This window comes from Lysobacter oryzae DSM 21044, from assembly GCF_059568595.1.
In genome coordinates this window covers 61,345-75,330 of the sequence record NZ_JCANTQ010000014.1, presented here as the reverse complement: position 1 = coordinate 75,330, position 13,986 = coordinate 61,345, and the positions used below count along the sequence as shown (strand labels likewise).

The following is a 13,986-nucleotide window of genomic DNA, read 5'->3' as shown; positions in this document are numbered from 1 at the left end:
GCCTGGATGCGATCCGCGCGTCATCGCACCGTCTCCAGCGCCAGCGCCACGCCCTGGCCGACACCGACGCACATGGCCAGCAGCGCGCGCCGGCGCCCGCATCCATCCAGCTCGTGCATCGCCGTCAACGCCAGTCGCGCACCGCTCGCGCCGAGCGGGTGGCCCAGGGCGATGGCGCCGCCGTTGCGGTTGACGTGCGCGGCGGCGTCGGCGAGGCCGAGCGCGCGCGTGACCGCCAGCACCTGCGCGGCGAAGGCCTCGTTGATCTCGACCGCATCGAAGTCGTCCAGCGCCAAGCCCAGGCGCGACAGCAGCCGGTCGATGGCGGGCACCGGGCCCAGGCCCATCGTGCGCGGCGCCACGCCGGCCGCGGCCATGCCGAGCACGCGCGCGCGCGGCTGCAGTTGCCAGCGTGCGACGGCCTCGGCGGACGCAAGCAGCAGCGCGCAGGCGCCGTCGTTGATGCCGGAGGCGTTGCCGGCGGTGATGCTGGTGCCGTCGCCGAGCAGCGGCGCCAGGGTCGCCAACTTTTCCATGGTGGTGTCGGCGCGCGGCTGTTCGTCGGTCGCGCAGGTCGCGACCGCCATGATTTCTGCGCCGAACCGGCCCGAAGCGATCGCGGCCGCGGCCCGCTGTTGCGAGCGCAGCGCGAACGCATCCTGGTCGGCGCGGCCGATGCGGTGTTCCCGCGCCAGGTTCTCCGCGGTCTGGCTCATGGAATCGACGCCATGGGCCGCGCGCATGCGCGGATTGACGAAGCGCCAGCCGAGCGTGCTGTCCTCCAGCTGTTGCCCGCGGTCGAACGGCGCGTCCGCCTTGCCCAGCACGTACGGCGCGCGCGACATGCCCTCCACGCCACCCGCCAGCGCCACCTCCGCTTCGCCGAGCGCGATCGCGCGCGCGGCCTGTCCGACCGCTTCCAGTCCCGATGCGCACAGGCGGTTCACCGTCATCGCGGGCACCGATACCGGCAGTCCCGCCAGCAGCGCGGCCATGCGCGCGACGTTGCGGTTGTCCTCGCCGGCCTGGTTGGCGCAGCCCAGGATCACTTCATCGATCGCCGCGGCGTCGAGACCGGGATTGCGCTCGAGCAGCTGGCGCAGTGGCAATGCCGCCAGGTCATCGGTTCGCACCATGGACAGTCCGCCGCGATGGCGCCCGAACGGCGTGCGTATCCCGTCGCAGAGATACACCGGCCGCACGCCTGGGTTCATGCGGTAACCGGGGCCAGGCGCGCGGCGGGCAGGCAGCTCTCGATCGCGGCCGCAGTCTGCTGCAGCGGCGGCAGGATCGTGGTGAGTGCGTGCCGCGCCGCATCCGGCTGGTACGGCATGCTGACGTTGATGGCGGTGGCGACGCGGCCCTCGCCATTGCGGATCGGCACCGCGATGGAGCACAGGCCCATTTCCAGTTCCTGTTCCACGTAGGCGTAGCCCTGACCGCGCACGTCTTCGACGATGCGGCGCAGGCGTTGCGGATCGGTCACGGTATGCGGCGTCAGTCGCGCCGGTGCGCACGAGCCGATCCACGCCTCGAACTCCGGCGCGGTAAGCCCCGACAGCAGCACCCGCCCCATCGCGGCGCAGAACGCCGGCAGGCGCGCGCCGATGCCCAGGGTCACGCTCATCACCCGTTGCCCGGGCACGCGCAGCACGTAAACGATCGACTGGCCGTCGAGCACCGCCATCGAACTGCTCTGGTTCACCTGCCGCGCCAGGTCTTCCATCAGCGGCTGGGCGAGATCGGTGAGGTTGAGCGAACCCAGGTAGCCGAAGCCGAGTTCGAGCACGCGCGGGCCGAGCACGTAGCTGCGGCCGACTTCGCGCACGTAGCCCAGGTGCTGCAGGGTGAGGATCAGCCGCCGCGCCGCAGCGCGCGACAGGTCGGCGCGGGTGGCGATCTCGCCCAGGGAGAGGCGGAAATGGTCGCGGTCGAAGGCGGTGAGCACCGCCAGCCCGCGCGCCATGGACTGCACGTAGTCGCGGCTGTCTTCGAAGCGTTCGCTGTCCGCGGATCTCTTAGCCATGCGTTCGACCTGGCGCCCCGTTCTTCGCCCCCGAGGGCATCGGCGCCTGCGACTGAATGCGCGCCGGATGCGAGTTGACGGCGAGATTAGGCGTTCATAGCATGGTGCGCAATACGCACATCGTGTGCGCATTGCGCACGAAGTGCCTTGCAAATCCAGTCGGGAGCGGCCATGGGGCGATCGGGGGATGCGTTCGTGTTGCCGGCGGAGCGCGACTCCGTCCTGCACAGCTGGTCGGTCCAGGCCGACTGGGACGCGCCCACCGTGGTCGGCGGCGAAGGCGCCCGCCTGCACCTGGCCGACGGCCGCAGCATCCTCGACATGAGCAGCCTGGCCGAGTGCAGCAACCTCGGCCACCAGCATCCGCGCCTGGTGGCAGCGATCCGCGATCAGGCGCAACGGCTGTGCTTCGTCACCAACGCGTGGGGCGCGCAGCCGCGTGCGGAACTGGCGCAGGCGTTGCTGGAACGCGCGGGATTCGAAGGCGGCCGGGTGTTCTTCACCCTGGGCGGCGCCGACGCCAACGAGAACGCGGTGAAGATCGCGCGCCAGGCCGCACGCAAGCCACGCGGCGCGATCATCGCGCGGGACCGCTCGTACCACGGCGCGACCCACATGGCGATGGCGCTCTCCGGTGATTCGCGCACCCGCAGCCAGGTGGATCCGGCGGCGCTCGGCGTCCACCACGTCGCCGCGCCATATGCCTACCGCTGCCCGTTCAACAGCCGCGATGCCGAGGAGTGCGGCAAGCTCGCCGCGGATGCGGTGTCCGACCACATCGACCGCCTCGGCGCCGGCAACGTCGCCGCGGTGCTGATGGAACCCAATGCCGGCACCAACGGCATCGTCCCGCCCGACAACTACTGGCCGACGCTGCGTCGCCACACCGCGGACCGCGGCGTGTGGCTCATTGCCGACGAGGTCATGAGCGCGTTCGGCCGCTGCGGCGCGTGGTTCGCCTGGCAGCGCCATGGCGACGCCGGGCGTCCCGACATCATGACCTTGGCGAAGGGCCTCACCGGCGCGGCGGTACCACTGGGCGCGGTCGTGCTCAGCCACGACGTCGCCGAGTGCCTCGAGCACGAAATGCTGTACGCGGGGCTGACCTACTGCGGCCATCCCCTCGCCTGCGCCGCAGGCCTGGCCGCGCTGCAGGCGTACGCCGACGAGGGACTGATCGAACGCTCGCGCGCGCTGGGCGCCGCGCTGCATGCGCAGCTGCGGCAGTTGCAGCGGCGGCACGCGGTGATCGGCGACGTGCGCGGCGGGCATGGCCTGTTCGCGGTGGTCGAGCTCGTCGCCAACCCGGTCACCCGCGCGATGCACGTGCCCTGGCCGCAGACCTCCGCTCCACTCAAGGCGCTGGTGGATGCGGCGATGGCCGAAGGCGTGTCGCTGGCCACGCGCGGCAACCTGATCCTGCTGGCGCCGCCGCTGGTGATCAGCGAGCAGGACCTCGCCGACGCGCTCGCCCTGCTCGACCGGCTGCTTACCCGCTTCTTCCCCGATTGATCCTGCCCGCAGCGAATGGAGGCGTGCGATGACGTTCCGGCTGACCTACGCAACGATGTTCAACCCGCCCGCGGAGATGCATGCGCAGTTCGAGGCTGCGCTGGCCAGGCTCGAGGCGGGGTTCGGCCAGCGCCATCCGCTGTTCCTCGATGGCGCCGACCGCGAACCCGCGGCATGGGCGCACAAGCGCAGCCCGATCGATACGCAGCTGGTGCTCGGCGAATTCCCGCTCGCCGATGCGCACGACGTGGACGCCGCCATGCGCGCCGCGCATGCCGCCTATCCTTCCTGGCGCGCGCGACCCGTCGCCGAACGCGCGGCGCTGCTGCGCAAGGCCGGCGACCTGATGCAGCAGCGCGTCTACGAGATCGCCGCCGCGCTGACCCTGGAAGTCGGCAAGAACCGCATGGAAGCGCTCGGCGAAGCGCAGGAAACCGTCGACTTCTTCCACCACTACGCCGATGACTTCGAGCAGCACCACGGCTTCGAGCATCCGCTGCCGAACGATCCGATCGACGGCGTGGTCTCGCGCAACCGCAGCGTGATGCGCCCGTACGGCGCGTGGGTGGTGATCGCGCCGTTCAATTTCCCGTTCGCGCTCGCCGGCGGACCGGTCGCGGCGGCGCTGGTCACGGGCAACACGGTCGTGTTCAAGTCGGCGACCGACACCCCGTGGTCGGGGCGCCTGCTGGCCGAAGTGCTGCGCGACGCCGGCTTCCCCAAGGGCACGTTCAACTACCTGTCGGGCGCGGGTCGCGAAGCGGGCGAAGCGCTGGCCCAGCATCCGCTGACGGCGGGCATCACCTTCACCGGTTCGGTGCCGGTCGGGCGCAACCTGCTGCAGCAGATGGCGGGCGGCGCCTATCCGCGCCCGTGCATCGCCGAGATGGGCGGCAAGAATCCGTGCATCGTCACCGAACACGCCGACCTCGACCGCGCCGCCGCGGGCATCGCGCGCTCGGCGTTCGGCATGGGCGGGCAGAAGTGCTCGGCGCTGTCGCGGCTGTACGTCCACGAATCCGTCGCCGACGCGCTGATCGAGAAACTAAACCAGCAGATCGACGCGATCGACATCGGCGACGCGCGCCGGCGCGAGCATTGGCTCGGCCCGGTGGTGAACGCGTCGGCGTACGAGAACTACGCCCGCTACGTGCACCACCTCCAGGCCGGCGGCGCCAGGCTGCTGCGCGGCGGCAGGCAGTTGCGCGATGCCGGGGCGGCGCGCGGCTACTACGTGGAGCCGGTGCTGGCCGAAGCCGATATCGACCATCCGCTGTGGAAGCAGGAGATGTTCCTGCCGATCGTGATGCTGCACCGCTACCGCGATCGCGACGAGGCGATGCGCTGGGCCAACGACACCGACATGGGCCTCACCGCCGGCTTCTATGGCGCGGCGGACGAGGTGCCATGGTTCCAGGACAACATCGAAGCCGGCGTCACCTACGCCAACCGCCCGCAGGGCGCGACCACCGGCGCCTGGCCGGGCTACCAGCCGTTCGGCGGCTGGAAGGGATCGGGCTCGACCGGCAAGGCGATCGCATCGTTCTACTACCTGCAGCAGTACCTGCGCGAGCAGTCGCGCACGGTGGTGGAGTAGGCGCGTGCAGTTCCTGCCGCTGGCGGAGGCGATCCGGATGCACGTGCCCGATGGCGCGAGCGTCGCGCTGGAAGGCTTTACCCACCTGATTCCCTTCGCCGCCGGCCACGAGCTCATCCGTCAGCGCCGGCGCGACCTGCACCTGATCCGGCTGACGCCCGACCTCATCTACGACCAGATGATCGGCATGGGCTGCGCGCGAGGGCTGACTTTCTCCTGGGGCGGCAACCCCGGCGTGGGCTCGTTGCACCGGCTGCGCGATGCGGTCGAACATCAATGGCCGCATGCCCTGGAACTGGACGAACACAGCCATGCCGGCATGGCCGCGGCGTACTCCGCCGGTGCGGCCAACCTGCCGTTCGGCGTGCTGCGCGGCTACCTCGGCAACGATCTGGCGCGGGTCAATCCGCGCATCCGTGCGCTGACCTGCCCGTTCACCGGCGAGCAGCTCGCGGCGGTGCCCGCGCTTAATCCCGACGTCACGATCCTGCACGCGCAGCGCGCCGACCGCGACGGCAACATCGCCCTGCACGGCATCGTCGGCGCGCAGCGCGAAGCCGCGCTGGCCGCGCGCACGCTCCTGGTGACGGTGGAAGAGATCGTCGAAACGCTGGCACCGGCGATGAATGCCATCGTGCTGCCGCACTGGATCGTCACCGCCGTGTCGCATTGCCCCGGAGGCGCCTACCCGTCGTACGCCCACGGCCACTACGCACGCGACAACGCCTTCTATCGGCAGTGGGACGCGATCGCGCGCGAGCGCGACGGCTTCCTCGCCTGGATGGACCGGCACGTCCTGCAGACCGCCGACCACGGCGAGTTCCTCGCCAGCCTGCAGCGGAAGGCCGCATGACGGCGGCCACCCGCGACGAATGGATGACGGTGACCGCGGCCCGCATGCTGTGGAACCGCTGCGTCTGCTTCGTCGGCATCGGCCTGCCCAGCGAGGCCTGCAACCTCGCGCGCCTGACCCACGCGCCCGACATCGTGCTGGTCTACGAATCCGGCACGCTCGGCACGCGCCCGGACGTGCTGCCGCTGTCGATCGGCGACGGCGAACTCGCCGATACGGCGTCGTGCGTGGTGTCGCTGCCGGAAATCTTCGCCTGGTACGTGCAGGGTGGGCGGGTCGACGTCGGCTTCCTCGGCGCGGCGCAGGTCGACCGCTTCGGCAACCTCAACAGCACCGTCATCGGCGCGTACGACGCGCCGACGACGCGGCTGCCCGGCGCGGGCGGCGCGCCGGAGATCGCGGCGCACGCCAGGCAGACGTTCGTGATGCTCAAGGCCTCGCCGCGCAGTTGCGTCGAGCAGTTGGACTTCCGCACCAGTGCGGGCTTTTTCGAGGGTCACGGCGCGCGAGCGCGCAGCGGTATGCGCGGTACAGGGCCGCGCGCCGTGATCACCGACTTCGGCGTGCTCACGCCGCATCCGCAAAGCGAGGAATTGCAGCTGAGCGGCCTGTTCGCCGAAGCGGACATCGACGAGGCCCGCGCGGCCGTAGGTTGGCCACTGCGGCTCGCAGGCGACATCGCCACGCTCGCGCCGCCCACGCCGCTGGAACTCGATACGCTGCGCGCGTTGAAGGCGCGCACCCGCGAAGCGCATTCCCGGCCGGTGGTACTGCCGGCGTGGACGCGCCGCACCGGCCTTCCCTCCGAGCCTTGCTGATGGCCACCGTCATGTCCCGCCCGCACATCCGTACCGAACTGCCCGGCCCGAAGGCGCGCGCCATGCTCGCGCGCGACGCGGCCGTGATCTCGCCGTCGTATCCGCGCGACTACCCGTTCGTGATGTCGCACGGCCGCGGCACGCAGGTGTGGGACGTGGACGGCAACCGCTTCCTCGATTTCGCCGCCGGCATCGCCGTGTGCGGCACCGGGCACGCGCACCCGCGCGTGGTGCAGGCGGTCAAGGACGCGGCCGACCAGTTCCTGCACATCTCCAGCGACTACTGGCACGAGGAGATGACCGCGCTGGGCGAACGCCTGGCGCGTCTCGCCCCGATGGGCGAGCCGGCGATGAGCTTCTTCTGCCAGTCCGGCACCGAAGCGGTGGAAGCGGCACTGAAGCTCGCGCGCTACGTCACCGGACGCCCGCGCTTCATCGGCTTCCTCGGCGGCTTCCACGGCCGCACCATGGGCTCGCTCGCTTTCACCTCGAGCAAGTACACGCAGCAGAAGGGCTTCTTCGCCACGATGCCCGGCGTCACCCACGTGCCCTACCCGAATCCCTACCGCCCGTTGTTCGCCGGCGCCGACCAGGGCCGGGCCACGCTCGACTACATCCGCATGCTGTTCGAGCGCAACCTGCCCGCCTCGGAAGTCGCCGCGATCCTGGTCGAACCGATCCAGGGCGAAGGCGGCTACCTGGTGCCGCCCGACGACTTCCTCGCCGGCCTGCGCGCGCTGTGCGACGAGCACGGCATCCTGCTCGTCTTCGATGAAGTGCAGTCGGGCGTGGGCCGCACCGGCCGCATGTTCGCCAGCGAACACTGTGGCGTGCGCCCCGACATCATGACGCTCGCCAAGGGCCTGGGTTCGGGCCTGCCTATCGGCGCCATGGTCGCGAAGAAGCGCCTGATGGAGCAGTGGAAGCGAGGCGCGCATGGCAACACCTATGGCGGTAACCCGCTGGCCTGCGCGGCGGCCAATGCAACCCTCGACCTGGTCGAAGGCGGCATGGCCGCCAATGCCGCCGAAGTCGGCGCGTACTTCGTCGAACGCCTGCAGCAGCTTGCGCGCGACTACGCCTGCATCGGCGAGGTGCGCGGCAAGGGCCTGATGATCGGCATGGAACTGGTCGACGCCGATGCCGAGCGCACGCCCGCGCGCGAACTGTGCGACCGCGTCATCACCCGCGCGTTCCACAACGGACTGCTCCTGCTGCCCTGCGGCGCGAGCACGGTGCGCTTCATGACGCCGCTCAACGTGAGCCGGGACGAGATCGACGAGGGCGTCGACCTGCTCCGCCGCAGCCTCGACGAAGCACTCGCCGGGACCTGAGCGCGAATGCGTCGTCCGCATGCGCGCGTTGCCCTGCTCGCCATCGCGCTCGCGGGCGCCGTTGCGCCCGGCGGCGACGATGTCCGCGCGGCGGGACGCGAACCGGTGCTCAAGCAGGTCGACCTGCCGCACAGCTACTACTGGCGCGAGCTGTACCTGCCGCAGCTGACCACCGGTCCGTCGTCGGCGAGTTTCCTGCCCGACGGACAGGCGCTGGTGTACAGCATGGCCGGCTCGCTCTGGCGCCAGCGGCTCGACGGCGACGAAGCGGTCGAACTGAGCCACGCGAGCGGCGCCTACGACTACCAGCCGGATGTCGCCGGCGACGGCCGCAGTGTCGTGTTCACCCGTTACGACGGCGCCGCGATGGAACTGTGGCGGCTGGACCTGGCGAGCGGTCGCGCGCAGGCGCTGACCACGAACGGCGCGGTCAATGTCGAGCCGCGCCTGTCGCCCGATGGCCGCCGCCTGGCGTGGGTTTCCACCCAGGGGACGAACTCGTTACAGGCAGGCCACTTCAACCTGTTCGTCGCCGACATCGACGCCAGCGGGCTGCACAACGCGCGGCCGCTGTTGGGCGAACGCAGGAGCGCGCTGGATCGCTACTACTACTCGGCGTTCGACCACGCGATCAATCCGTCGTGGTCGCCGGACGGGCAGACCCTGCTGTTCGTCGGCAACGCCGAAGTCGGCTGGGGCTCGGGCGACATCTGGACGGTGTCCGTGCGCGACCCGTCGCAACGCCGGAAGGTGCTCAGCGAGGAAACCAGCTGGAGCGCGCGTCCGGAACTCGCACCCGATGGCCGGCGCCTGCTGTTCAGCAGCTACCACGGCCGGCAGACCCACCAGCTGTGGCTGGGCACGCTGCAGGGCGCGGCGCCGCTCCCGCTCACGTTCGGCGACAGCGAACGGCGCAACGCGCGCTGGTCGCCCGATGGCCAGCACATCGCCTACATCGGCAACGGCGGGGCCGACGGCAACACGGCGCTGGAAGTCATCGACGTGGTCGGTGGCGCGCGCCACGTGGTGATCGCGAAACAGCGGCGCACGCTGGTGCCGACCGGGCGCGTCGAACTCACCATCACCGATGGCGACGGTCGGCCGGTGCCCGCACGCGTGATCGTGCGCGGCAGCGACGGCCGCGCCCATGCCCCGGCTTCGGCCTGGATGCATGCCGACGACGGCTTCGACCGCGGCAAGCAACGCATCGAGACCGCGTATTTCCACTGCGACGCCACCTGCACGCTGGACGTGCCGGCGGGCATCACCACGATCTCGGTGCAGCACGGCTTCGGTCACGCGATCTGGCAGCAGGACGTACGCGCCATCGCGGGACGCACGCAGAACGTGTCCGTCGCGCTGAAGCCGCAGCCGCTGCCGGCCGAGTTCGGCCGCTGGCTCAGCGCCGACCTGCACGTGCACATGAACTACGGCGGCCACTACCGCAACGATCCGCAACGCCTGGCCTGGCAGGCGCGCGCGGAGGATCTCGACGTGGTCGAGAACCTGATCGTCAACAAGGAAGAGCGCGTCCCCGACATCGCCTACTTCGGCGCCGCGGCGCCCGGCGCGCCGCGCAACATCGCCCATGCGCAGGAATTCCACACCAGCTACTGGGGCCACCTGGGCCTGTTGAACCTCGGCGACCACCTCCTCGCCCCGGACTTCAGCGCCTACCGCCACACCGCCCTGGCCAGCCCGTGGCCGCACAACGGCGTGATCGCCGATCTCGCGCATGCGCAGCACGGGCTGGTTGGCTACGTGCATCCGTTCGACACCGTGCCCGATCCGGCCAGGGACGCCGTACTCACCCACCAGCTGCCGGCCGATGTGGCGCACGGCAAAGTCGATTACCTGGAAATCGTCGGCTTCGCCGACCACAAGGCGACGGCGGAGGTGTGGTACCGCCTGCTCAACCTCGGCTACCGCCTCGCCGCGGGCGCCGGCACCGATGCGATGGCGAATTACGCCTCGCTGCGCGGGCCCGTCGGCATGAACCGGGTGTTTGTCGATGTCGGCGCCGTGGCGCGCGCTGCGAACGAACCCGCCGATGCGGCGTCGATCCTGGCGCCGCTCAAGGCGGGACACGCCTTCGTCAGCAACGGTCCGCTGCTCGGCCTGCTGCTGGGCGGACGCAAGCCCGGCGACACGCTGGCGATGGCCGGCATCGGCACGCAGCCGTATAGGGTCGCGATGCGTTCGCCCGTCGCCATCGACCACGTCGAACTCGTGCAGAACGGGCGCGTGCTCAGGCGCTTCGCGCTGGCGGGCGATCGCCGCTCGCTGGATGCGCACGGCGAACTGGACATCGCCGAGGGCGGCTGGCTGCTGCTGCGCGCCTGGAACGACGCGGCCGATCCGCGGGTGCTGGACCTGTACCCGTATGCCAGCACCAATCCGGTTTGGCTCGCGCTGCCAGGGGGTGCGCCACCGGCACGCGACGATGCGGCTTACTTCGTCGCCTGGCTGGATCGGGTGATCGCCGCCGCCGATGCGCGCGACGACTACAACACCGCGCTGGAGAAGCGCGACACGCTCGACTACCTGCGTGGCGCCCGCGCGATCTTCCAGCACAAGGCCGAGGGGAACTGACCGATGCACAAGCGCGCGATGCCTCTGCTGGCGGGTGTCGCCGCACTGCTGCTGGTCCCGGCTACCGGCGCCGCGGAGCCGACGCGCTTCGGCCTGGACGACATGGCGCGCCTGGCGGATGTCGGCGAGCCCGACCTCTCGCCCGACGGCAGTACCCTGGTCTACAGCGTCGGCACCATCAACGCCAAGGAAGACCTCGCGCAGACCGATCTGTGGCGGGTCGGCTACGACGGCAAGGGCCGCAAGCGGCTGACGCGCACGCCCAGGCACGGCGAATCGCGGCCGCAGTGGTCGCCCGACGGACGCTCGATCGCGTTCCTCTCCGACGCGCCGCCGCCGCCGCGCAAGCCAAACCCCGGAAGGGGAGGCGACGACCGGGCCGAAGACGACGCGCGCAGCCAGGTATGGCTGATGCCGTCCGCGGGCGGCACGCCGCGACGCATCACCGCGTTCCCCAGCGGCGTCGACGACTACGTCTGGTCGCCCGATGGCAAGCGGATCGCCGCGATCGTGCGCGATCCGGAACGTCCGCCGGGCACGCCCAGGCCGAAGCATCCCGCGCCGATCGTGACCGAGCGCTACCAGTTCAAGGAGGACGGCACCGGCTACCTGGACGCGCGCCGCACCCACCTGTACGTGGTCGACATCGCCAGCGGCAAGGCCGAGCAGCTCACGTCCGGAGCGCACGACGAACTGCTGCCCGCGTGGTCGCCCGATGGCAGGCACATCGCCTACGTCAGCAAGCGCGGCGCCGATCCGGATCGTCATCTCAATTACGACATCTACCTCGTCGAGCCGCACGCCGGCGCGGTGGAACGCCAGCTCACGACCTTCAGCGGTTCCGACCTCGATCCCTACTGGGAAACGCGGCCGGCATGGAGCCCCGACGGCACGCGCATCGCCTACCTGCGCAGCGGCGAGGACAAATGGATCTACTACGCGCCCTGGCAGCTCGCGGTCGTCGACGTCGCCAGCGGCCGCGAATCCATTCCCGCCCCGATCGACCGCTGCTTCTACAAGCCGCAGTGGTCGTCCGACGGCACCGGCATCTACGCGCTTGTCGAGCGGAACCGCGTCACCCACCTCGCGCGCATCGATCCCGCCAGCGGGGCGGTCCGCGATCTCACCCATGGCAGCCGCTTCGACTACGACTTCGACGTGGCCCGTCGCGAGGGCGCCCGGGATCGCATCGTCGTGCTCGGCGACGGCGACCTGCGCCCGTATCGCATCGCCGCCGTGGAGGATGCGGGCCTGCGCATCCTCGCCGACCACAACGAGTTCCTCATCGCACGCACGCTCGCGCCGGCCGAGGACATCAGCTTCCACAACGCGGACGGCACGCAACTCGACGGCCTGCTGATGCGGCCGCTCGACGCCCGGCCCGGCCAGCGCCTGCCCTTGATCGTGCGCGTGCACGGCGGCCCGGTGTACCAGTTCAGCCACGAATTCATGGTCGACTGGCAGGTGTATGCGGCCAACGGCTATGCGGTGCTGGCGGTGAATCCGCGCGGCAGCTCCGGCCGCGGCTTCGATTTCGCCAGGGCCATCTACGCCGACTGGGGCCACCTCGACGCGGGCGACGTGCTGGCCGGCGTCGATTACGCCATCGCGCAGGGCATCGCCGACCCGCAGCGGCTGGGTATCGGCGGTTGGAGCTACGGCGCGATCCTGACCAATGCGGTGATCGCGCGCGATACGCGCTTCAAGGCGGCGGTGAGCGGCGCCGGCGCCTCCAACATGTATGCGATGTACGGCCACGACCAGTACGTGCGCGAGTACACGCTCGAACTGGGCACCCCCTGGAGCGACCGCGCGCAGTACGACCGCGCCAGCTTCCCGTTCCTGCACGCCGACCGCATCGCTACGCCGACGCTGTTCCAGTGCGCGCAGGCCGATTTCAACGTGCCCTGCCTCGGCGCCGAGCAGATGTACCAGGCGTTGCGCGCGCGCAATGTGCCGACGCAGCTGGTGCTGTATCCGGACGAGAACCACCAGCTGACCGTGCCGAGCTACCTGCGCGACCGCCTCGAGCGCAACCTGCGCTGGTACGACCCTTTCCTGAAGGACACGCCATGAATGCGATGCGCAACCTTGCGTCCCTGCTCCTGTGCGCGCTGTGCGCGAATGCGGCGGCGGCCGAGCGCGCCCGCGACCTCGGCATTCCGTTCGAAGGCACGCCCGGCACGCTCAACGCCATTACCGATGTCGCCGGCGTCGCCGTCGGCCAGGTGACCCTGGTCGAAGACCGCCCCGACGGCCACAAGGTCCGCACCGGCGTCACCGCGATCCTGCCGCGCGGACACGACAGCCTGGACACCTGGGTGTTCGGCGGCTGGTTCGCGCTCAACGGCAACGGCGAGATGACCGGTACCGCCTGGCTCGACGAATCCGGGCAGCTGGAAGGCCCGGTGATGCTGACCAACACCCACAGCGTCGGCGTGGTGCGCGACGCGGTGATCGCCGAACGCATCAAGGCGGGCGGCGCCGATGCGAGCGGCTACTGGTGGTCGCTGCCGGTTGTCGCCGAGACCTGGGACGGGCATCTCAACGACATCAACGGCTTCCACGTGAAGCCGGAACACATCGCGCAGGCACTGCGCGACGCGAAGGGCGGCCCGGTTGCCGAAGGCAACGTCGGCGGCGGCACCGGCATGGTCTGCCACGAGTTCAAGTGCGGCATCGGCACCGCATCGCGCCGCCTCGACGTGGAGGGACGCGGTTACACCATCGGCGCGCTGGTGCAGGCCAATTACGGCGTGCGCGACACCCTGCGCATCGCCGGCGTGCCGGTCGGCCAGCACCTGCGCAACGATCGGGTCTACACCGACGCCTCGATCACCGGCGATACCGGTTCGATCATCATCGTGATCGCCACCGACGCCCCGCTGCTGCCGCACCAGCTCAAGCGTGTCGCCAGGCGCGCGGGCATGGGCCTGGCGCGCATGGGCAGCTACGCCGGCAACGGTTCGGGCGACATCTTCGTCGCCTTCTCCACCGCCAATGCCGACGCGGCGCAAGGCAAGTCGCTCGGCCAAGCCGAGTTCATCGGCAACGACCATCTCGACGGCCTGTTCGCAGCGACCGTGCAGGCCACCGAGGAAGCCATCGTCAACGCCATGGTCGCCGCGCGCGACATGAGCGGCGAAGGCGGCCGCTACGCCAGGGCCATCGACCACGCGGCGCTGGTGAAACTGCTCAAGCGCTATCGCCGCTACCAGCCGCACTGATCCCACGACCACTCCCATCGCAGGATT

Annotated in this window: 10 protein-coding genes; 8 read left to right on the top strand and 2 right to left on the bottom strand. The window is 70.5% G+C overall.

Annotated features, from left to right (window positions below; all coding sequences use genetic code 11):
* Positions 1–20: 20 nt before the first annotated feature.
* Together pcaF and BP05_RS14245 are read right to left on the bottom strand one after the other, a co-directional pair.
* A complete protein-coding gene (gene pcaF / locus BP05_RS14250) occupies positions 21–1,202 on the bottom strand; it encodes a 3-oxoadipyl-CoA thiolase (protein WP_496364979.1) in 1,182 nt (393 codons plus the stop codon).
* An 8-nt stretch (positions 1,203–1,210) separates the two neighbouring features.
* Positions 1,211–2,026 (bottom strand): IclR family transcriptional regulator domain-containing protein, encoded by an 816-nt coding sequence (locus tag BP05_RS14245; RefSeq protein WP_496364604.1) that lies wholly within the window; start codon positions 2,024–2,026, stop codon positions 1,211–1,213.
* A gap of 171 nt (positions 2,027–2,197) precedes the next feature.
* Here BP05_RS14245 and BP05_RS14240 point away from each other — a divergent pair, with 171 nt between their 5' ends.
* Genes BP05_RS14240 through BP05_RS14205 form a run of 8 tightly spaced genes read left to right on the top strand, consistent with a single transcriptional unit; the run spans position 2,198 to position 13,959 of the window.
* Positions 2,198–3,538 carry an aminotransferase family protein gene (locus BP05_RS14240; RefSeq protein ID WP_496364602.1) on the top strand — a complete coding sequence of 447 codons (1,341 nt, stop codon included), beginning with the start codon at positions 2,198–2,200 and terminating at the stop codon, positions 3,536–3,538.
* Between the two features lie 28 nt (positions 3,539–3,566).
* Positions 3,567–5,135 carry an aldehyde dehydrogenase family protein gene (locus BP05_RS14235; RefSeq protein WP_496364600.1) on the top strand — a complete coding sequence of 523 codons (1,569 nt, stop codon included), beginning with the start codon at positions 3,567–3,569 and terminating at the stop codon, positions 5,133–5,135.
* A 13-nt stretch (positions 5,136–5,148) separates the two neighbouring features.
* The gene (locus tag BP05_RS14230; RefSeq protein WP_496364977.1) at positions 5,149–5,988 is read left to right on the top strand and encodes a CoA transferase subunit A; all 840 of its coding nucleotides are present in this window, start codon (positions 5,149–5,151) and stop codon (positions 5,986–5,988) included.
* On the top strand, positions 5,985–6,806 hold the full coding sequence (locus BP05_RS14225; protein WP_496364598.1) for a CoA-transferase subunit beta: 822 nt from the start codon (positions 5,985–5,987) through the stop codon (positions 6,804–6,806). Before BP05_RS14230 ends, BP05_RS14225 begins: the two co-directional genes overlap by 4 nt.
* An 11-nt stretch (positions 6,807–6,817) precedes the next feature.
* Entirely contained in the window at positions 6,818–8,140 is a 1,323-nt protein-coding gene (locus BP05_RS14220; RefSeq protein ID WP_496364596.1) for an acetyl ornithine aminotransferase family protein, read from the top strand.
* A gap of 6 nt (positions 8,141–8,146) precedes the next feature.
* Positions 8,147–10,732 (top strand): CehA/McbA family metallohydrolase, encoded by a 2,586-nt coding sequence (locus tag BP05_RS14215; protein ID WP_496364594.1) that lies wholly within the window; start codon positions 8,147–8,149, stop codon positions 10,730–10,732.
* Positions 10,733–10,735: 3 nt separating this feature from the next.
* The gene (locus BP05_RS14210) at positions 10,736–12,808 is read left to right on the top strand and encodes a S9 family peptidase (RefSeq protein ID WP_496364592.1); all 2,073 of its coding nucleotides are present in this window, start codon (positions 10,736–10,738) and stop codon (positions 12,806–12,808) included.
* Positions 12,805–13,959, top strand: a complete 1,155-nt coding sequence (locus tag BP05_RS14205) for a DmpA family aminopeptidase (RefSeq protein WP_496364590.1) — start codon at positions 12,805–12,807, stop codon at positions 13,957–13,959. Before BP05_RS14210 ends, BP05_RS14205 begins: the two co-directional genes overlap by 4 nt.
* The last annotated feature ends 27 nt before the right edge of the window (positions 13,960–13,986 follow it).